Here is an 18,822-nt window from a genome sequence, read left to right as displayed (position 1 = left end):
TGGCGATGGAGCACAGTATACTTGAGTGCCACCTTCATTCATGCCGGGAATAGAATAGCAATGGACCTCCTCAGCAGCATGCGTTCTTTCGTGCGCGTCTACGAAACGCGTTCATTCAGCGCGGCCGCCAAGGATCTGAACCTGGGCCAGCCCTCGGTCTCCAAGTCCGTGGCGCAACTCGAGCAGAAGCTGGGCGTGCAACTGTTTCTGCGCTCCACCCGCGGGCTCGCGCCGACCGACGCCGGACAGAAATTCTACGAGCACGCGCTGCGCACGCTGGACGAAGCCGACCTGGCGCTGAAGGCAGTCAAGGACGCGAATGCGCCCCTGACGGGAAGACTGCGCGTGAGCGGCACCATCACCTTCATGCGCCAGCACATCATCCCGAAGCTGCCCGACTTCATGGCGCAGCACCCTCACCTCTCGATCGATTTTCTTCTCGACGATGGCAACATCGGTCTCGTGGAGGAAGGTGCGGAAGTCGCGCTCCGAATGGGCAAACTGGCCAGCTCCAGCCTCACGGCGCGCAAGATAGGCCAGTGTCGCCGCATCGTCGTTGCGACACCCGGCTATCTGAAGCAATATGGCGTCCCCATTGAGCCGGGCGATCTCGTCCGGCACGCCGCCATCGTCCTGTCCCGTGGCGAAGGCGGCGAGCATATTGCCTTCGACAAGGACGGCATCGAGACTGAGGTGGCGCTCCAGCCCAGGCTGCGTATCAGCGCACTGGAGGGAATCCGGGCCGCAGTGCTCGCCGGCCTGGGCGTGGCGGTCACCAGCGAATGGATACTCGAAGACGAACTGGACAGCGGCCAGGTCGTCGAAGTCCTGTCCGACTGGCGGATGCCGGCCCTCGACCTGTGGGCGGTCCTGCCTGGCGGAGCGCGCCACGCCAGTCCTCAGGCGCGCGCCTTCATCGCGTTCGTTGAGGAGCAGCTGGCGGCAACGCGGTACGGGGTTCGATAAACAGCAGCCTCGTTCCGACCGGTCTCAGAAGGTGACACCGATGGCGTTCAGGAAGGTGTCCATCCGGTCGTCGAGATCCCGCCTGGTCTCTGCCCATGCCGGCACCGTCTCCAGGAGACGTTCTTGCCACGCCCAGAGGTTCGGGAACTCGGCAAACGGCGCTTTGGTCCGAAACACCTGGGAGAACGGCGCCGCGATATCGATATCCGCCAGCGTCAGTTCATCGCCGACGATGAACCGGCGGCTTGCGAGATGCGCGTCGAGCACCGAGGCTGCCGCCCGCATGTTCTTGAGCAGGAGATTGACGATGGACGGGTCCTCGGCCTGTCCCATCACGCGGCCGGCCACACGCTCGTTGAACAGCAGCGTCGCGAAGACGCGCCACTGCTCGCCGGACCAGAACATCCACTGCAAGACCTGGTAACGGTCATTCGCGCTCTTGCCCAGCAGCGCAGAGCCGGCTTTCTCGGCAAGGTAGATATTGATCGCGGATGCTTCCCAGATGATCGTGCCGCCGTCTTGCAGGACCGGCGTCAGCCCGTGTGGATTGAGCTTCAGGAATGCTGGCGTATGGCTTTCGCCCTTGAATAGATCGACGTTGATATGCTCGATGTCGACGCCCATGATGCTTGCAGCAGTCGCGACGCGGCGAAAACTGCCCGAACCCAGGTCGCCATGGATTTGAATGGTCATAGTATTCCTTGAATGTGGATGTTGAATTTTTGGAGAGTCGGCAGACCACGATGCGTGGTGCAGCAAGAAAGATATGCGCTTGCCCGCCACGACGGAAGATCCAGGCAAGGCATCACACTTATTCGAATGGGGAATGGGCGGTGGGATGCGATCCAGCCCCGCCGCGTGGGCGACAATCCGACGATCAAAGAGGGTTTGGGTCCAGAAGCTCAGGGTCTGACATTCGGACACGAGCTCTGCGTAGGTACGCGATTGCTGAGGTTGTGTCTGAATGTCAGACCTGACACCTGCCGTGGACACTTTTCGCACCCAGCACTAGCGCCGGAGCCGACGCCGTGCCGTTTTCATTCCGTCATTTAAATTCCAGTTCAAAAGGGCTCTGTCTCAAGGTAGGGAGAAAGATCGGTGTCGACGTGGGGAGCTATAGGCTTCGCCCGCACCCCGTGCGCAATGTCAGTTGCGAATAATCAACTACCATGCAAAAATATCAATCCGAAATCAAAGGACACCGATGAAGAAATCTCAGCAAACCGATGTTGACGAAAAACGAACGTGCTTCATTGTCACTCCTATTGGAATGGATGGAACATCCACACGTCGCGCTGCAGATGGTTTAATCTCTGCCGTTATCGATCCAACCCTGCTAAGCCTGGGTTTCGAGTTGGTAGTCGCTCACCGAATCGATGCCCCCGGATCAATAACTAGGCAGGTGATAGAGTACCTTCTAAATGCAGACTTGGTCATCGCAAATCTTACAGAACTAAATCCCAATGTCATGTACGAGGTAGCTGTTAGGCACTGCGTCGGACTGCCTATCGTCGTAATGGCCGAGCATGGTACAAAGCTGCCTTTTGACCTGTCTGATGAAAGGACCGTATTCTTCCACAACGATATGCATGGAGCTGTTGACGTTCGACCGGCATTGACTAAAGCTATTCAATCAGCAATATCGCTGCCCGAACCTGATAACCCTGTGTTCCGAGTCTCTCAGTCCAAGGTAATGCGGGAGGCGACGAAGCCGAATGACCCTAATGCGTTCATTTTGGAGAAACTCGAGCGGCTCGAATCTGCTATAAGCGAAGTACGCGTGAGGGAGTCTGCCTCCGATATCCCCCAAAGCGCTTATCGCCGTCGTGTTGTGTATCATCTAAGCGGGGCTGAGTCAGAAGTAAAGTCCGCAATGGCTAAGATGCGCAGCGTAGATGGTCTTGACGGATTTTCGGCAACTATACTAGAAAGTAATCCGAAAATGGGAACAACGCGCATTCGCGTGATCGCTACAGTAAATTCGCCACAAGCGAGATCCGAGATCGCCGACTTGCTTGAGCAACATGGAGTACTTTTTAACGGGAGTTAAGCGCCATGATTCGCACGCAAGGACTCCTATCGCCCTGTTTTCTTGTGATGGCAGGCATTACATAGGGATTCCTGACTATTGTCATCGTCAGCTCCATCACGGGTCAAGGGTTGGGGTCACGTCTGACATGCGGACACGAGCTCTGCATAGATGCGCGATTGCTGAGGTTGTGTCTGAATGTCAGACTTGACACCTGCCCAGGGGGTCATACGACCGGTAGAGCCCAGCTTTACCCACTCCGCTTTACCAAGCTGGCTGATATCGCCTCTCCCGTCCTTCTACAAACCTGTGTACGAATGTCAGATCTGTCACCAGTCGGTGACAGCTGCCGCGTGTGGCACGCACGATATGAACTACTTCGCTAGGTGCGGCTTCAAGTATGATTCAATTCCAGCGATAGCGTTTGCAACATCACTGGAATAATCATCGTCACCGGAAACCGCTAGGTCGTACAGCACTTCTCGCCTCGACCGTCGAATCTGGAACCACGTCTCCTTTGCCTGTTGGCTTGCTTCGGGGTCAGAAAAAGCTAGATAAGCTTGGACATCTACAAATAACTCCCGCTGGAGTTTGAAGAGTGGGTCAAAGTGCTCATAGATACCCTTACCCCAGATTACCTCTGCTTCTAACAGTTCCGTTTGTAGATCGTCCCGCACCGTGTTGACCTTCTTCCATCGTGTCTGGTACGCGTGGTAAATACCGAAGTATCGTTTCTGCTCTATAGAGAGTTGTCTCCCGCTATTTGGGAAATCCTGTTCTGATGGCACTATCATAGGATGGCGCAAGTCCTTAATCGCTCCACGCAAACGGTACGTGTATCTCAGCAGCTTTCGCGTCAGTTCATACTCAACTCCGCCCTTAAGTTGGCGGTTCCATGTGTCGAGTCCCTTCATGGCGACTAACATCCCGACAAATCCGGCGATGGTCAACATCAAGTCTTTGACTATGCCAATTGCTTCTGCGGCTGACGATGCAGGCATTGCTATCCCCCTATAAAGTGCTGGTGACCGATACCGACGTTGATTAATTGCTATTCTTTTTAATACTGACAATCGTTTGGCAAACAATCGCCAAGGCCGCCAACCCGCCAACCTACATTGCCCCATTTAGGTACTTCTCAAACGCCTCCGGTAAAGCCGCCAGTGCCACCAAGCCGGTCGATAACACGTCCGTTTTAATCATTGCTCGTTCTCCTGTAACTGACAGCACACCGCTGCCGATCCGAGAATTATGTCAGGGACTCTGTTCAACTCCGATCTACAACCAGCAAGTACCGACGGCTTTTGGCCCGCCGCCTCCTACGCCAACGGGCCAAAAGCCAGATCGCACAAATGCATTTTTCAGCGATGAAGTCGATTACGTAGCGCTCAATCGTAGGAAAATTGCATACCCGGGACTGGGTCACGGGATTGGCTGGACTGGGGGTACGTCTGACATTCGGACACGGGCTCTGCATAAAAACTCTATTGCTGAGGTTGTGTCTGAGTGTCAGACCTGACACCTGCCCTTGCTTGGCTGTTCCGATAGAGCGGCAGTGCCCAGTCTATGATGTAGATAGAGCCAGCGGCGCGATGCTCCCCAGATGTAACCCAGTCGCGGTAGGACAGCACATAGTCGACCCGACGCGGCTACACATTAGTCTTAGGCGAGTGTATTTTTCTGATGATTAACGAGCTGTAGAGCAACGCACCGAAGTGCTTGATGTAAGGCTATGTCAATTTTGGCAAAAAATCACAAGTTCGGCACTTCAACCTTGCGGTCTAGAAAGTGACGCCTGTACACTAATCCAATAATTAATTTCTGTGGGAAAAGCGCAATATGTCCCTGTTGAACAGCAGTGCGGACGAATTCAGACGATCACCGATTACTGTAGCTGCTACTGTCGCAGGGGTAGTCGTCAGCGCTACAGCCCTATCTTTCGCCCGGCCTGAATCTAGCATCCCGTCTCCCTCATCCACCACCTCCCCGAACACGGTTCAAGGGCAGTTGCAGATCGGAAATTTGCTGATCGTCGTCGCGTTTTGTCTTGCAGGTTCGCTGTCAGCAGCGTCTGCGATTCGATTGCTCGCGCGAGCACACTGGTTTGGCGCTCTGGTGCTTTCAATCCCAGCTGCAGTGCTTTCCGCATTTGGGACATTATTGATACTTCATCAACTTCCGCCCAAAGTATTGACTGCCGCTGCCCTTTCAACTGCGCAAGACATAGTGCTATGGTTCACTTGCATCATCTTCGTTGCACTTAACGGCTTCTCTGTTCTGCAAGAAATGTACCAATCCTCCACAACCCCACCAAGTACCACGGATAACAACGGATTGACCACTTTATTCGTCGCGGTGTTGCTTCTATTGCTCTGGTGGGCCTTGGTGTCGGCAGGGCTCGCTAAGTTGGGCCAGATTTTCCTAACGTAGATCCTCACGTGAAGCGCTCCAGTCACCTGAAGTGAGCTGCTATATAGCCCAGCAACACTAATAATTCGCTCCAGCACCTATGCCGCCACGTCAAGGTTCTTCTCCAGATATACCATTGTGGTTGGGAAGCTCTTGTGACGCACGGCGCGCTGCACCGCCTACATTGGTACGCAGCCTCAGACATGAGCGTTGCAAACGTCCCGCGCGAGCGAAGCGTCATAAAACCCTTGCCTGCCCGCTCAGGTATCGTCAGCCTAGCGGATCGCCTGGGGCGAACCAGAATGCAGACGCCTGGCTTTTTGAATTGCCACGATCTGTAGGGGATTAGGGTCATGGGTTTAGGATAAGGTCTAACATTCGGACACGGGCTCTGCATAAAAAAACTCTTATGCGGAGAATGCGTCAGAAAGTCAGACCTGACACCTGCCCGGGAAGCTTGGTGGTCATCACTTCGCTCATGGAACAGTCCGTTCGACATTATTTCATGCCCCCGTTCCACACAAAAAATCTGACAGGCTCTCGTCGCAAGACTGCCTGACACCTGCCAACTCTCCCCGAGCATCCTCTCGTTGATCCCGTTCCACTGCCATGCTGACCAGTAACAACCTCTGCCTAACGCATCTGGTCAGAATCATTACCACTTACTCAACGACGTGGAGAACAGCATGGCGAATGACGCATACCTCAAGATCGAAGGTATCGCGGGGGAGTCCACCGATGACAAGCACAAAGATTGGATCGAAGTCAGCAACGTCCTGTACGCGATTCACCAGCCTAGAGCCGATTCACTGTCGACCGCTGGGGGCCACACAACGGGCAGAGCCGAGCTTTACCCACTCAGCTTTACCAAACTAGCTGATATCGCCTCGCCCGTCCTGCTACAGACCTGCGCTGCAGGCAAGACCCTTCCCAAGGCCACTTTCGAATTCATGAGGGCGGACGGTGAAGGCAAGCCTATCCCCTACTTCAAGATCGAACTTGAAAACCTGATGCTATCCAGTATCAACCCTGATAGCGGTGACGGCGGGATCATTGTTGAACGGGTTCAAGTCGCCTACGCCAAAATCAAATGGAACTATGTCCGGCAAAGCATCCGGGGCGGTACGCAAGGCAACACCAGCGGCGGCTGGGACTGTGCAGCAAACAAGGTGTGCTGATGGGCCGGGCGACGAATAGCGCGATCCAGGCGAACGCGAATAGGCCCGAGCCTGTCCCCTTCGACGGCGACCCGATGTATCACAACGTAATTAGCCCGTCCGACTTCAAGCACTGTTGTGCAGTCATCGTCACGGGCGATCCCGGCAACCCCTGCGGCCATGCTCTGCTACACACAGGCGGTGGCCTGTACTTCCACGTCGCCGGTAGGTTCAATCAGCCGAAGCTCATGAGCCGTTCAGGCTACGGGCGATACTTGAGGGAGAACGACAAACGGGAACTCAGACGCTTCATCGTGCCAATTCCGAATCCTAAAGGAGCGCACCGGAAGCTGGAAGAATTGCTCGCAAAGCCGTGGCGGTGGCTGATCTTACCGAACAATTGCGTCTCGTTTGTGGAAGAGGTGGTGCGCGCTGGCGGCTCCAATGCTGGCATGTACTTCAATTGCCCACGTATGGAAGCGTTCGCACCATGAAACTCCTACTCATCTCACTCAGCGTTGCCTTCATTACAGTCGTAATCATCTACTGCGCAATCGGCGTCGTCGCACCTGATATTTACGTCGAGAAGGCGTTCGTTATCATCGTCTACCCGTCACTCGCTGCCGGAATCGCCACAGCATTGGTACTTAAAGTGCGATCGAGCCAGCGCAAGAAGTAAAGGATCGTTCAGGCCGCAGGCTCCCGCGACACCGCCCCTTTGCGTGCCTGCCTCGAACAGGCGAAGGCACGCAAGAAGAGCAGTCAGCCGATCACTGATCCAACACGCGGAATGTCAATGTGTAATTGTGGCCATAGGTCGGCGCAGCAGCACCGGCCGGTGCCGCTGCCCTGTGCCGGATCAGGGCCAGATAGATACCCGGTTTCGTCAACGGCAAGACAGCTTTCCCCTGGGAGTCGGTCGAGATGTTCTGCACCGTGCTCTGGCTTGCCAGGTCCATCGGAGAACGATAAATGCTCACCTTCTGATCCACCAGTGGTTTGCCGTCGAACTGCACGATGAATTCGAATTTTTCGTCGACAACCAGGTCGCTCGGATGGGTGATGGCGACGATTTCCAATCCCTTGCCCACCGGCGCCAGCGCTTTCTCCGATGGCTTGTCGACAGTGACGTAGGCCTCGGAAATCGACAGCGACTGGTAATGGGCCAGCAACTTCGCATCGGCAGGCATGGCCTGCTGCGGATCCCGTGCAGATTCGGTCTTGCCGTTGCGCTCCCAGGTACGAAACACGGCGCCCAGCCGTGGGCCTGTGCTGAGGCGATACGTCCCCTTTTCGTCGGGAAGTCCTTGCTCCGCTACCGTTCGCTGCTTGAACTGATGGATGTCGCCGAAGGGAATGCGCGCCCCCTGCGGCGTGACGATCGAAAATGCCGTGCTGCCGAACGCCACGTCCGAAACGAAGAACTTTTCCGTGAAGCCCGCTTCGACACCGATCGATCCCTTTGGCTGAACGTCGAAGTTATTTGGCAACAAGAAGGGTGTATGCGCGTGAGCCGCGCCGGCGGCGAACCACGCTGCCAACAACAGCGCGCGCGGTGATGTTGTGGGCATCATGGCTTGGCTCCGTTGGCCTGGTCGACCTTGCCGTCGCCATTCTTGTCGTTTTGCTTGAACGTCTTGTCGGCGATCGCGATGTCTTCATCCACCGTCAATCGGCCGTCCTTGTCGGTGTCCAGTATCTTGAAGCGCACATGCGCTTGCTTGACCGAGCTGGCGTACAGATCGTCCTGCGCCTTGCCGGCGTATTGCTGCTTCAGGCGTCCTTCGTATTCGGCCACGTATTCCTCTTCACTAAGCCAACCGTCGCGATTGACGTCGGCTGCTACAAAGCGCTGCTTGCGTACCGTGTCGTACTCTTCCCGTGTCACCACGCCGTCGCGGTTGGCGTCGTAGCTGCCCATAAATGCCGCCAAACCGTGTCCGCCAGCGGGCGCCGTGGGTCCCTCGGCTGCCCTCGATGGCGCGGACGCCGTCATTGCGACCACCATGACGGTTATGGCGAGACGAAAACCGTGCTTGCCGGGCTGGATATTCTGCTTTTTCATGCTTGCCTCGTTTGTGTTGAATAAAATTAGAACGCCATGCGCAAGGACATGGCCACCGTGCGGCCCGGTTCGGTCAACAGTTCGATATCGCGCCGGTCCCGCGCGACAGAAGGCTGCAGATTGCGGGAGCTCGAGTAATCCCAGTAACGCTTGTCGCCCAGGTTGTAGAAGCCGGCGTCGAGGCGCAGGTTCTTGTTGACCTGCCAGTAACTGACCAGATCGAACGTGGCACGGCCCGGCACCCGGAACAGCGCCGTGGTGGAATCGGTCAACTCCGGTCCGGCGTTGGTGTAGGCATCCCGGTTGGTCGCCACGGCCTGCTTGCCGGCGACGAAAGTGCCGACCAGATTCAGTCCCCATGCCCTCAAAGGCGCGTCGTAACCGGCGCCGATGACCGCCTTGCGCGGCAACACGGAATCGAGTGGGACGTCCTTGTCGCCGGCGTAATTCGATTTTGCGGTGCCTCGACTCAGCCCCAGGGCCCAGGTCGTATAAAACCCCTTGGCGTACGGACTCCATTGCCCGTGTTCGAGCCGGGAGCTGAGTTCAAAACCATAGATCTTGGCGTCGTCGCGATTTTCCGCCTGGTAGATAGTGCCGATGTGCGCGGGCACATTCGTGAACATGCTTGGGAACGCGGCGCGGGTGTAGCGCGTGTAGGCGATGAAATCCTTGTACTTCGTGTAGAACACCGACGTCTGCAAGGCCACTCCTGGCGTCGGCTTGCCCTTGATGCCGAGTTCGACGGCGTCGCTGGTTTCCTCTTTCAGCGCGCGGTTGCCGACCAGCGCATACTGGTTGCCTGTGGCGTAATTGCTGGCAAGGTTCCAGGTGCCGAAGATCTCGCCGGCCGAGGGCGCACGTCCGCTGCGTTTGTATTGCGCATACGCCAGCACGTTTGGCATCATGGCGTAGCTCAGGCCGAGACTCGGACTCCAGATGGTATTGCTGGGGCTTCCGTACATCTTTTCCACGTCGGCTGGCGTCAGGACGCCCGTAGCAAAATTGCCCAGGTCACGCATCTTGATCCTGACATAGTCGCCACGCACGGCCGGCGTCAGCACCAGGCGACGCCCTCCCAGGTCGAACTCGATGTCATCCTGCAAAAACAATCCTGCCCGCACGGTCGTCGTGTCGGGCTGCGGCTTCATGTAGCCGGCGACATTCCACGGCCGCTCGACATCCTGTGTCGATGCATTGATGCCATAGCTGAGATGGTGCCGATCCAGCCGCTTCGTGACGACGCTCGACACGCCCCAGGTCGCCGTCTCGTTCTCGGAAACATTACGCACACTGGCGTTGGTCGACAATGTCGTCGTGTCCGTCGTGTCTTCGGTGTCGGTGCTCTGGAAATACAGTCGCGAATCGGCCTCGTCGGCCCAGCTGTTGTTTGGCCTCCATTGATGCGTCAACTGCAGCGTGTTGCGAGCGGTCTTGCTGTGCTGCTGAGAATTTTCGGTGATGAAGCTGCTGTTCGTGTCCCAGCCATGGAACGATGTGTCGTTCCGGCGACGGTACAAGTCGGCGGACAGCTCGAGTCGATTGGCGGCATCGATGCGCACTCCGCCCTTGAGCAGGAAGGCGTCGGAATCCCAGTCGTTGGGCATGCTGTCGATGACATCGCTATTGTTCCGGGTCGCGTGCCCGTCGCGGCGTGAGTAACTGACCAGGCCGTCCAGGTTGCCGCTTCGGCCCGCCGCAGTCAGGCTCTCGTTCCAGGAGCGGTCGGCCGAGTCGTAGCCAACTTTGCCACCGTAATAATGAACCTTACTGCCGCGCAGATAGTCGTCGGCGGATTTGGTCTTGAAGCTCACCGCCCCGCCGATGCCGCCTGCCGACCGCTTGGCCGAGGTAGTGCCGAACAGTATGTCGGCCGAGGAAAACATTTCGGGATCGATGAAGTCGCGGCCGACACCGAAGGTATTGGCGCCCACGCGGCTGACGTACGGACGGCTGGTGGCGTCAGGCATTTCAATGCCATCGATGTCCATCCCAACACGATTGCCCTCGATGCCGCGGATGTTATAGCCAGTGGAACCGGACCGGTCGAAGGTGCTGCGATTGCGTGTCGTACCCGACGCAGTACCGGGAGCGGAAACCAGCGGCTGGTTGCGCACCACGTCTTTCAGATTGTTGGCTCGCTCGAGGTCGGCGCCACTGACCGTCGCGGTGGTCTCTGCGTCAGTCGTTGCCTGCCCGATGATGTCGATCCGGGGCATCATTTCTGCGACGCCGGAGGGCATATTGACATCCTCCTGGGCAAACGCGGGCGTCATGAGCAAGGCGGAGATCGCGCAAGCCAGAACGGCGCGTTCCGGAAGCGGCGTCGGACGATGGGCCCCAAGCAGGCCCCGCTCGGGGGTTGAACCCTGTACGGCGTATCTATTCATGTCATCTCTCTCAGGCGAATAAGTAGCCAGCTACCTCTTCTCTTCCTGCAAGGCTTTCTAGCTGGAAAAACAATTATATATTTAATGAGAATGATTGTCATTATCATTCGCATTATTATTCGCATTTGAGTTTTCCGCATCTCCTGGCTGGTTGCATCGAAAAACGCCATGCCCAGCCATACGAAGATTCGATTTCACTACCCGCCCCGCATGCCTCACCATGCCTGACTCGAAATAACACCGCCGCCCCGGCGGCATGCCCCCCTTGGCATCTTGACTAACACCTGACATGAAAAACATCCTGATCGCCTGCCTACTCGCAGGCCTGGGCCTGGCCAGCGCCAGCGCCGCCGAACCATCCCGGCAAGAACAGCAGCTCGCCAAGCAGGCCCTCCCCGGCGTGCGCATGATCCCGATCCACACGCCCAAAGGCGATTTCAAGGTCTGGACCCGCCGCATGGGCGACAACCCGACCGTCAAGGTGCTGCTGCTCCATGGCGGTCCCGGGTCTACGCACGAATACTTCGAAACCTTCGACAACTACTTCCCAGGCGCGTCGATCGAGTACTACTACTACGACCAACTGGGGTCATGGTTCAGCGACCAGCCCGACGACCCGTCGCTGTACACCGTCGAGCGCTTTACCGACGAAGTGGAGCAGGTGCGCAAGGCGCTCGGCCTGGACAAGGACAATTTCTACCTACTGGGGCATTCCTGGGGCGGCATCCTGGCCATCGAGTATGCCCTTGCCCACCCGGGCAAGCTGAAAGGACTGGTGATCTCGAACATGATGGCCAGCGCGCCGGCCTATAACGACTACGCGCAAAACGTGCTCGCGCCGCAGATCGACCCGGCCGTGCTGGCCGAGGTGCGCAAGCTCGAGGCCGAGGGCAAGACCGACGATCCGCGCTATATGGAACTCCTGATCCCGCATTTCTACGAACGCCACATCCTGCGCAGGCCGCTCGCGGAGTTGCCCGAACCGGTGCTGCGCAGCTTCGGGCATTTGAACCAGAAAATCTACAAGCCGATGCAGGGGCCGAGCGAGCTGGGCATCTCGGGCCTGCTCGCGAACTGGGACCGCTTCGACGACCTCGAACGGATCGACGTGCCCACACTGGTTGTCGGCGCGCGCTACGACACCATGGACCCGGCCCATATGAAGAAGATGGCGCAGCGCCTGCCGCAGGGACAATTCCTGTACTGCGAGAACGGCAGCCACTCGACCATGTATGACGACGCCGGCTGCTACTTCGATGGCCTGCTCAAATTCCTGCGCGGCGCGCCCGCACGAACAGCGGCCAAGCCGCGCTCCCTGCGCTCCTACTAAAGACTGCAGCGCGCGGGCGCACATAAAAAGAACGGCGGCATTGCTGAAGCAAGCCGCCGTTCTTTTGTTACCTACCGCGGCATCAACGGTTGCGCGTCACCCGCCACACGGTATTGGCCAGGTCGTCCGCGACGATCAGGGCCCCGCGCGGATCGACGGTCACGCCCACCGGCCGGCCGCGCGTCTTGCCTTCCTCGGTGCGGAAGCCGGTGACGAAGTCGATCGGCTCGCCGGCCGGACGGCCGTTGGCGAACGGCACGAAGATCACCTTGTAGCCAACCGGCGGATTGCGGTTCCAGCTGCCGTGCTCGCCGACGAAGGCGCCGTTGGCGAACTTGTCTCCCATCACCGGCGACGAGAAATGCAGGCCGAGCGCGGCGACGTGCGAGCCCAGGCTGTAGTCCGGCTTGATGGTGGCCTTGACCTTTTCCGGGTCGCCCGGCTTGACGCGCGGGTCGACGTTCGGGCCCCAGTAGGCGTAGGGCCAGCCATAGAAGCCGCCTTCGCGCACCGAGGTCAGGTAATCCGGCACCAGGTCCGGCCCCAGCTCGTCGCGCTCGTTGACCACCGACCACAGCTGGCCGGTTTCCGGGTTGATGGCCAGCGCCGTCGGATTGCGCAGGCCCGTCGCATACGGTTTATAGGTGCCGGCAGTGGCGTCGATCTGCCACACCATGGCGCGGTCGACCTCGGCTTCCATGCCGCGCTCGGTGATATTGCTGTTCGAGCCGATACCGACGTACAGGTAACGCCCGTCGGGGCTGACGGTCATCGCCTTGGTCCAGTGGTGGTTGATCTCGGAAGGCAGCTTGGTGATCGTGGTCGGCGCGCCGCCGGCCTTGGTCTGGCCTTCCTGGTAATCGAAGCTCACCAGCTCGTCCTGGTTCGCCACGTAAATCTTGTTGTTGGCAAACGCCAGGCCGTAAGGCGCGTTCAGGTCGGCCGCGAACACCGTCTTGAGCTCGTACTGGCCGTCGCCATCGGCATCGCGCAGCAGGGTCAGGCGGTTACCGCTCTTGACCTTGGTATTGCCCTTGGCCTTGATGTAGCCGGCGATCACGTCTTTCGGCTTGAGCTTGGCCGCATTGCCGCCGCGCCCCTCGGCCACCAGGATGTCGCCGTTCGGCAAGACCAGCGTCTGGCGCGGGATTTGCAGGTCGGTCGCGATGGCCGTGACGCTGAAGCCCTCGGGCACGGTCGGCTTCTGGTCGCCCCATGGCGACGGTTCGGCAATCTTCATGCTCGGCAAGATGCCGCGTTGTGGATCCGGCAGCTGCGGGTCGGCGCCGCGCGACAGCGTCTTGGCGCCCTCGCCTTCGGTACATGCCGCCAGGAGCAGACTCACGCCCAGCACGACCAGTGTGTTCGATCGCTTCATGGCACACCTCCCACACGTGGATTGAGGCCGACCCAGGCCGCCAGGCAGGCCAGGACGAAGACGATGGCGGACAGTACCAGGCCGGCCGGCATGACGGCCCAGGCATCCTTGGCGTGCTGGAAGGCGTTGAACAGCCCCAGCGCCCAGGTGGCCAAGAGCAGCAGGAAGTAGGTCAGCACATGGCCCTTCTTGTGCGGCGCCCGGATCAGGTTGACCAGCGCAAACACCAGGGCCAGCCCGCTGAACAGCTCGGCGCCGGCGATCAGCCACGACGCGAAATTGCTCCACTGGATCTGGTAGGTATTGTAGTAGGCGAGATCGCTCAGCAATGCGCCGAGGAAGAGCGAGACGCTGCCCGCAAGCAGGATGGTATGAAGCGTGCCCGGCGGGGTGCGGTATGCCGGGTTCGCTGTAACGACAGTCGACATCGGATTGTCCTTGATAGTGATTGATGTTATCCAAATCATATCGAGTAGGCCGATGTCCTGGCGCATGGTTGGGCCAGTATTTACGCTTTGCCACCTGCACGCCGGGCGCCATTGCCCCGGGTGCAGGCAAATCACCGATCAAATGCGGTACTTGGCCTTGATCATGTCGGACGCACGCTCGCCGATCACGACGCACGGCGCCATCGTGTTGCCGGTGGTGATACGCGGCATGATCGACGCGTCGGCGATGCGCAGGTTCTGCACGCCATACACCTCCAGCTTGCTGTTCACCACCGACATCTCGTCGCGGCCCATCTTGGCGGTGCACGACTGGTGCCAGTAGGTGACGGCGCCGTTGCGCAGGAAGCGTTCCAGCTCGTCGTCGCCCAGGGTGCCCGGCATGGCTTCGCGCTTGACGATGCGCTTGAACGCAGAGGCATTGCCCAGTTCGCGGCACATGCGCACGCTCGCCTTGGCCGCTTCCAGGTCGTCGGGGTCCGACAGGGTGTTGGCGCGGATGATCATCGCATCGTTCACATTAGGACCGGACAGCAGCAGCTGACCGCGGCTCTTCGGGTGCGCCAGGCCGGCGAACATGGTCCAGCCGTGCTCCGGCACGCCGCGCGCGGCATTCTCTGCGCTCGGCACCGGGAACTCGACCTGGCAATGCAGCATGTCCGGCGCGTCCAGCGAAGGGTCGCTCTTCCAGTACAGCGTCGCTTCCGAACCGCCATTGCCGACTTCCTGCGGCTCGCTGTATTCCCAGATGCAGCCGAAGGACACGTGGTCCTGGTGATTCTGGCCGACGCCCGGCAGGTGCTGGCGCACCGGGATGCCGTGGCGCGCCAGTTCGCTCGCGGGACCGAGCCCCGACTGCATCAGCACCTTGGGCGTGTTGACGGCGCCCAGCGACAGCACCACCTCGCGCTCGGCGCGGAACTGGCGCGGCTGGCCATCCAGGACGACATCGACGCCGACCACCTTGTCGCCGTCGAACAGCAGCCTGGCCACCTGCGCATTGGTGAGCACCGTCAGGTTCGGCTGGGCCATGCGTGGGTAGGTGTAGGAACGGAACACCGACTGCCGCTTGCCGTCGCGGACGATCAGGTCGTTGATCGCGGCGCCGCCGTCGCCCTCCATCATCGCGCCGTTCGGGCTGTTAAAGGTCGGCACGCCGATCGAACGGGCGGCTTCCAGCATCAGGGTCGCGGTCGGCTTCGGATCGCGCGCCGGCCCGACATGCATCGGACCGCCCTGCCCGCGGCGGCTCGGGTCGGCCGCGCCATGCCAGTTTTCGATGCGGCGGTAGACGGCCAGCACCGATTCGTAGTTCCACGCATCGTCGCCCGCTTCGGCGGCAAAGTAGTTCCAGTCGGCGCGGTGGCCGCGCGCCCACACCATCACGTTGATGCTGGAGCCGCCGCCCAGCACCTTGCCCATGTTCATGGGGATCGAACGGCCGTTCAGGTGCGGGTTCGGTTCGGCCATGAAGGCCCAGTCGCGCTCGGTGCCCAGGTTCAGCGGCCATTGCGCCGGCTCGATGACGCTGGCCACTTCGTCGCTGCCGCCAGCTTCCAGCAGCAGCACCTTGACGTCAGGGTTCTCGGCCAGGCGGGCCGCCACCACCGAGCCCGCGGAGCCGGCGCCGCACACGATGAAGTCGTAAGCCGTCCTTAATGCCTCGCGTTGCGCGAGCTGGTTGCGCTGGACCGCTTCGGCGAATGCGCTTTCATTGGTAGTCGTATTGTTCATGATGGGGTTCACTTTTCTGAATTGGCGCCTGGCCCGGATCGGCGTTCACGGCGCAGTGGGTTGGCACCGTTCACATCCGATGCATCTTTCCGATTATATCGATTCTGACGATTCTATCGATTCAAAGTCGTGATGGCTGGCCATCGATTTTCCTGATGGCCGGTAGCGGGCCGGATGATTCAGAAGTCGCGCTGTTGCGACTCGTCCAGCGGCAGCATGTAGGTCCTTGGTCCCATCCTGGTACCGTAGCCGGGATGGAGATAGGGCGTTTCGGCAGAGCCGACCGGCCCGCTGGAAGGTGCGCGGCAAACATCGCCAGCTCCATTGCTGGACGGGATCTGGCAGACGCTGCCACGTCCGGCCGCCACGTCCGCGCCGGCCGGAGCTTGCGCCAGATCGGGCTTGATGCTTGCCGAGGCCTGCTTACGCTCTTCGGCCCGCAGCGCCGCATGCATGCTGGCGGTCTCGTTCTTGGCGATGATGGTGGCGCGGTCGTCTTCCGACGATGGGGAAATGTCATGCGGATCGATCGGAACAACCGCGGCCGCTGCAATACGGGGAGCGGCGAAAGACAGGGCGATGGCGACGATCATCGAGGCGAGCAGGGTCGCGTGGGTGCTTGGTTTCATCATGGTTCAGGTTTCCTTTTGTAGTAGCCTTCGGCTTCGGTGCCGGCGGTCCCACGAACTACGCGCATCGGCCGCGATCGGACGCAGGTCCGCATCCGACAAGCCCACTCAAGGCGTAGGTAAGATTGAAAGTCCACCAGAGAACACAGAGAAAACAGAGGCAGAACATGCGAACACACGTAGTGGAGCGAATCATCGCCGCCCTGGTCATCGCCGGAATCTCGCTCCCCGCGATGCTTCCGGCGGCGCACGGCGCACCGCCGGCCACGCTGACCAGCCGGATTGCAACGCCGGGGCCGGACGTCATCGGCCATTTCGAGGCGGCCGGCATGCGTTCGGTCCGCCCTCACGTGCTGACGCCGGCGGAGCTGGCGCAGGTGGAACAGGCGCTGGCCAGGCTGCCGGCGCTGCATCGGCGCGTGCTGCAAACCAATCTGCGCCACCTGGGCTTCGTCGATGGCGTGCCCGGACAGGGCACTGCACTGACCTCGAAGGTCGGCGACACGATGCAGTTCGACCTCACCGTGCGCGCCAGCGCGCTGCGTGAGTCGCTGGCTGAATTCCTCAACACCAAGGAGCGCCGCCTGTTCGAAGCCGATGGCTCGGGGCAGTCGGTGAGCTTCGAAGCGGACGGCGCCGACGCCCTCACCTATCTGCTGCTGCACGAGGCGACCCACATCCTCGACATGTCGCGGCAACTCACCGACAAGCCCGGCAATGCGTTCGGCAGCGGCGTCTGGCAAGCTTCCGGCAATGATGGCGTCACGCTGGCGCCGCACCTGGCCGCGTCGCCCGTCGCCGCATCGAGGTTCCGCGGCGCCGGCCTGATCCCGGCCGGCCGCGCGCGCGCCATGTACGACGCGCTCGCCAGTTCACCGTTCGTCAGCCTCTACGCCACCGCCGCGCCGGCGGAAGACCTGGCAGAACTGATGGCCTGGCATGTGGTCTCTCATCACTACGGCCACAACATCCGGCTCACCGTGCGCGATGCCGGCGGCGCGCTGCTCGCGCATTACGAACCCATGCAATTCCCGGGGGTTCGGGCGCGCCTGCCGCTGCTCGACCGGTTGCTGGGCGAAGCGAAGCCGGACGCCTCCTGATGACGCCCCCACCGGCCGCGCCGTTCGAACGGGTGCGCATGCCACGCGCCGTCCCTGCATCCGATATAGTTACGGCAATGAATACACCAAGCTCTCCGATCCTGACGACACCGCAGGCTGCGAAAATCCTCGGCGTCTCCTCGCGCACGGCGCAGCTCTGGATCGAGAGCGGCGTGATCCCCTCCTGGAAGACGCCCGGCGGTCACCGCCGCATGTTCGAGTCCGACGTGCTCGCGGCCCTGGCGGCCAACGACGAGGCGCGTCCCGGCAGCCGCCGGGTGCTGGTGCTGGCCCCTGCCCGCGACCATGCCGGCTGGGAGCACGCCCTGGCCGCGCTGGACGTGGCCGACGTCGCCTGCACCGACAATCCGGTCGCCGCCGCCGTCGCGCTGGGGGCGAACGTGCCCGACGTGTTCGCGGTGCAGGTGGACCAGCCCGCCGACCTGGCCCCGGAGTTCCTGGCCACCCTACACGCGCTGCCGGCGCTGAACCGGCTGCAGATCGTGATCGCCACCCGCCTGTCGGCCGGCACCGTCGCCTCCATCGTCGGCCCGACGCTGCCCTACAAGCACCTCCTGCTCGACGGCGCTCCCGGGCAGCTCACGCGCGAACTGGTGCGCCACACGGCCATGGCGCCGCTGGCGCTGCAGCCCTTGCCGCCGGCCCTGCTGGACGCCCCGTTCCCGGTCGGCGCCGACGAAGGCAGGCGGCTGCTGGCGGTGCACCGCGCCGCCATCCTCGACAGCGCGCCGGAAGCGGCGCTGGACAATATCGCGCAGATCGCCGCCCTGAGCCTGGCCGCGCCGGTGGCCCTGATCACGGTGCTCAGCGAAGACCGCCAATGGTTCAAGGCCAGGGTCGGCCTGGACCTGCCGCAAACGCCGCGCAGCTGGGCGTTCTGCAACTACACGCTCATGGGGAGCGGCGTCTGCGAGCTGTCCAACCTCGACCGCGATCCGCGCTTCGCCGACAACCCGGCGGTCGCCGGCGCGCCGCATTTTCGCTATTACGCCGGAGCGCCGATCGTCGACGAGCAGGGGTTCGCGCTCGGCTCCCTGTGCGTGATCGATACCCAGGCGCGCACGCTCGACCCGGTCCAGGCGCAGATCCTGACCCGGCTGGCCGAACAAGCGTCGGCCGAGATCGCGCGCCGGGGCCGCGGACAAAAACGCTGACATCCTGCATCCAG

18 protein-coding genes are annotated in these 18,822 nt (G+C 60.6%); 9 read left to right on the top strand and 9 right to left on the bottom strand.

Annotation, left to right across the window (positions count from 1 at the left end):
- Positions 1 to 60 precede the first annotated feature (60 nt).
- On the top strand, positions 61 to 966 hold the full coding sequence (locus AC3A6F_RS02860; protein WP_487678453.1) for a LysR family transcriptional regulator: 906 nt from the start codon (positions 61 to 63) through the stop codon (positions 964 to 966).
- Positions 967 to 990: 24 nt separating this feature from the next.
- On the opposite strand, the gene AC3A6F_RS02855 is transcribed toward AC3A6F_RS02860, so the two are convergent.
- The gene (locus AC3A6F_RS02855; RefSeq protein ID WP_487678452.1) at positions 991 to 1,659 is read right to left on the bottom strand and encodes a glutathione S-transferase family protein; all 669 of its coding nucleotides are present in this window, start codon (positions 1,657 to 1,659) and stop codon (positions 991 to 993) included.
- 511 nt (positions 1,660 to 2,170) lie between these two features.
- Between AC3A6F_RS02855 and AC3A6F_RS02850 the strand changes: the two genes are divergently transcribed.
- Entirely contained in the window at positions 2,171 to 3,016 is an 846-nt protein-coding gene (locus tag AC3A6F_RS02850) for a hypothetical protein (protein ID WP_487678451.1), read from the top strand.
- 353 nt (positions 3,017 to 3,369) lie between these two features.
- Here AC3A6F_RS02850 and AC3A6F_RS02845 read toward each other — a convergent pair whose 3' ends face one another.
- Entirely contained in the window at positions 3,370 to 3,996 is a 627-nt protein-coding gene (locus AC3A6F_RS02845) for a hypothetical protein (RefSeq protein WP_487678450.1), read from the bottom strand.
- 838 nt (positions 3,997 to 4,834) lie between these two features.
- Between AC3A6F_RS02845 and AC3A6F_RS02840 the strand changes: the two genes are divergently transcribed.
- From AC3A6F_RS02840 to AC3A6F_RS02825, 4 genes are all read left to right on the top strand, one after another.
- Complete coding sequence (locus AC3A6F_RS02840; RefSeq protein WP_487678449.1) at positions 4,835 to 5,425, top strand: hypothetical protein; 591 nt, start codon at positions 4,835 to 4,837, stop codon at positions 5,423 to 5,425.
- Between the two features lie 665 nt (positions 5,426 to 6,090).
- The gene (locus tag AC3A6F_RS02835; protein ID WP_487678447.1) at positions 6,091 to 6,582 is read left to right on the top strand and encodes an Hcp family type VI secretion system effector; all 492 of its coding nucleotides are present in this window, start codon (positions 6,091 to 6,093) and stop codon (positions 6,580 to 6,582) included.
- Positions 6,582 to 7,055 (top strand): hypothetical protein, encoded by a 474-nt coding sequence (locus tag AC3A6F_RS02830; RefSeq protein WP_487678446.1) that lies wholly within the window; start codon positions 6,582 to 6,584, stop codon positions 7,053 to 7,055. Before AC3A6F_RS02835 ends, AC3A6F_RS02830 begins: the two co-directional genes overlap by 1 nt.
- Positions 7,052 to 7,240 (top strand): hypothetical protein, encoded by a 189-nt coding sequence (locus AC3A6F_RS02825; protein ID WP_487678445.1) that lies wholly within the window; start codon positions 7,052 to 7,054, stop codon positions 7,238 to 7,240. Before AC3A6F_RS02830 ends, AC3A6F_RS02825 begins: the two co-directional genes overlap by 4 nt.
- 91 nt (positions 7,241 to 7,331) lie before the next feature.
- Here AC3A6F_RS02825 and AC3A6F_RS02820 read toward each other — a convergent pair whose 3' ends face one another.
- From AC3A6F_RS02820 to AC3A6F_RS02810, 3 genes are read right to left on the bottom strand one after another with little or no spacing between them, the layout of a single operon-like run.
- Positions 7,332 to 8,135 carry a DUF4198 domain-containing protein gene (locus tag AC3A6F_RS02820; RefSeq protein WP_487678444.1) on the bottom strand — a complete coding sequence of 268 codons (804 nt, stop codon included), beginning with the start codon at positions 8,133 to 8,135 and terminating at the stop codon, positions 7,332 to 7,334.
- On the bottom strand, positions 8,132 to 8,626 hold the full coding sequence (locus tag AC3A6F_RS02815; protein ID WP_487678442.1) for an EF-hand domain-containing protein: 495 nt from the start codon (positions 8,624 to 8,626) through the stop codon (positions 8,132 to 8,134). The genes AC3A6F_RS02820 and AC3A6F_RS02815 overlap by 4 nt, the downstream gene beginning before the upstream one ends.
- 26 nt (positions 8,627 to 8,652) lie before the next feature.
- On the bottom strand, positions 8,653 to 11,016 hold the full coding sequence (locus AC3A6F_RS02810) for a TonB-dependent hemoglobin/transferrin/lactoferrin family receptor (RefSeq protein ID WP_487678440.1): 2,364 nt from the start codon (positions 11,014 to 11,016) through the stop codon (positions 8,653 to 8,655).
- 289 nt (positions 11,017 to 11,305) lie between these two features.
- On the opposite strand from AC3A6F_RS02810, the gene AC3A6F_RS02805 reads away from it, so the two are divergent.
- A complete protein-coding gene (locus tag AC3A6F_RS02805) occupies positions 11,306 to 12,346 on the top strand; it encodes a proline iminopeptidase-family hydrolase (protein ID WP_487678439.1) in 1,041 nt (346 codons plus the stop codon).
- Positions 12,347 to 12,428: 82 nt separating this feature from the next.
- On the opposite strand, the gene AC3A6F_RS02800 is transcribed toward AC3A6F_RS02805, so the two are convergent.
- The 4 genes from AC3A6F_RS02800 to AC3A6F_RS02785 all read right to left on the bottom strand — a co-directional run bounded on the left by AC3A6F_RS02800 (position 12,429) and on the right by AC3A6F_RS02785 (position 16,536).
- Positions 12,429 to 13,724, bottom strand: a complete 1,296-nt coding sequence (locus AC3A6F_RS02800; RefSeq protein WP_487678438.1) for a PQQ-dependent sugar dehydrogenase — start codon at positions 13,722 to 13,724, stop codon at positions 12,429 to 12,431.
- Entirely contained in the window at positions 13,721 to 14,152 is a 432-nt protein-coding gene (locus AC3A6F_RS02795; protein WP_487678437.1) for a DUF2231 domain-containing protein, read from the bottom strand. Before AC3A6F_RS02795 ends, AC3A6F_RS02800 begins: the two co-directional genes overlap by 4 nt.
- Before the next feature lie 138 nt (positions 14,153 to 14,290).
- Entirely contained in the window at positions 14,291 to 15,904 is a 1,614-nt protein-coding gene (locus tag AC3A6F_RS02790) for a GMC family oxidoreductase (RefSeq protein ID WP_487678436.1), read from the bottom strand.
- A 179-nt stretch (positions 15,905 to 16,083) separates the two neighbouring features.
- Positions 16,084 to 16,536 carry a hypothetical protein gene (locus AC3A6F_RS02785; RefSeq protein WP_487678435.1) on the bottom strand — a complete coding sequence of 151 codons (453 nt, stop codon included), beginning with the start codon at positions 16,534 to 16,536 and terminating at the stop codon, positions 16,084 to 16,086.
- Between the two features lie 164 nt (positions 16,537 to 16,700).
- Here AC3A6F_RS02785 and AC3A6F_RS02780 point away from each other — a divergent pair, with 164 nt between their 5' ends.
- Together AC3A6F_RS02780 and AC3A6F_RS02775 are read left to right on the top strand one after the other, a co-directional pair.
- A complete protein-coding gene (locus AC3A6F_RS02780) occupies positions 16,701 to 17,633 on the top strand; it encodes a hypothetical protein (RefSeq protein ID WP_487678434.1) in 933 nt (310 codons plus the stop codon).
- Positions 17,634 to 17,710: 77 nt separating this feature from the next.
- Entirely contained in the window at positions 17,711 to 18,808 is a 1,098-nt protein-coding gene (locus AC3A6F_RS02775; protein WP_487678433.1) for a GAF domain-containing protein, read from the top strand.
- Positions 18,809 to 18,822: the final 14 nt, after the last annotated feature.

It is taken from the genome of Massilia sp. Soil_C_3 (genome assembly GCF_057657035.1).
The sequence above is the reverse complement of the archived record's forward strand: the minus strand, read 5'-3'. Positions and strand labels throughout refer to the sequence as shown.

Excerpts from the sequence above, each read along its gene's own strand:
- AC3A6F_RS02860 (WP_487678453.1), top strand. The coding sequence starts at position 61 with ATGGACCTCCTCAGCAGCATGCGTTCTTTCGTGCGCGTCTACGAAACG.
- AC3A6F_RS02855 (WP_487678452.1), bottom strand. The coding sequence starts at position 1,659 with ATGACCATTCAAATCCATGGCGACCTGGGTTCGGGCAGTTTTCGCCGC.
- AC3A6F_RS02850 (WP_487678451.1), top strand. The coding sequence starts at position 2,171 with ATGAAGAAATCTCAGCAAACCGATGTTGACGAAAAACGAACGTGCTTC.
- AC3A6F_RS02845 (WP_487678450.1), bottom strand. The coding sequence starts at position 3,996 with ATGCCTGCATCGTCAGCCGCAGAAGCAATTGGCATAGTCAAAGACTTG.
- AC3A6F_RS02840 (WP_487678449.1), top strand. The coding sequence starts at position 4,835 with ATGTCCCTGTTGAACAGCAGTGCGGACGAATTCAGACGATCACCGATT.
- AC3A6F_RS02835 (WP_487678447.1), top strand. The coding sequence starts at position 6,091 with ATGGCGAATGACGCATACCTCAAGATCGAAGGTATCGCGGGGGAGTCC.
- AC3A6F_RS02830 (WP_487678446.1), top strand. The coding sequence starts at position 6,582 with ATGGGCCGGGCGACGAATAGCGCGATCCAGGCGAACGCGAATAGGCCC.
- AC3A6F_RS02825 (WP_487678445.1), top strand. The coding sequence starts at position 7,052 with ATGAAACTCCTACTCATCTCACTCAGCGTTGCCTTCATTACAGTCGTA.
- AC3A6F_RS02820 (WP_487678444.1), bottom strand. The coding sequence starts at position 8,135 with ATGATGCCCACAACATCACCGCGCGCGCTGTTGTTGGCAGCGTGGTTC.
- AC3A6F_RS02815 (WP_487678442.1), bottom strand. The coding sequence starts at position 8,626 with ATGAAAAAGCAGAATATCCAGCCCGGCAAGCACGGTTTTCGTCTCGCC.
- AC3A6F_RS02810 (WP_487678440.1), bottom strand. The coding sequence starts at position 11,016 with ATGAATAGATACGCCGTACAGGGTTCAACCCCCGAGCGGGGCCTGCTT.
- AC3A6F_RS02805 (WP_487678439.1), top strand. The coding sequence starts at position 11,306 with ATGAAAAACATCCTGATCGCCTGCCTACTCGCAGGCCTGGGCCTGGCC.
- AC3A6F_RS02800 (WP_487678438.1), bottom strand. The coding sequence starts at position 13,724 with ATGAAGCGATCGAACACACTGGTCGTGCTGGGCGTGAGTCTGCTCCTG.
- AC3A6F_RS02795 (WP_487678437.1), bottom strand. The coding sequence starts at position 14,152 with ATGTCGACTGTCGTTACAGCGAACCCGGCATACCGCACCCCGCCGGGC.
- AC3A6F_RS02790 (WP_487678436.1), bottom strand. The coding sequence starts at position 15,904 with ATGAACAATACGACTACCAATGAAAGCGCATTCGCCGAAGCGGTCCAG.
- AC3A6F_RS02785 (WP_487678435.1), bottom strand. The coding sequence starts at position 16,536 with ATGATGAAACCAAGCACCCACGCGACCCTGCTCGCCTCGATGATCGTC.
- AC3A6F_RS02780 (WP_487678434.1), top strand. The coding sequence starts at position 16,701 with ATGCGAACACACGTAGTGGAGCGAATCATCGCCGCCCTGGTCATCGCC.
- AC3A6F_RS02775 (WP_487678433.1), top strand. The coding sequence starts at position 17,711 with ATGAATACACCAAGCTCTCCGATCCTGACGACACCGCAGGCTGCGAAA.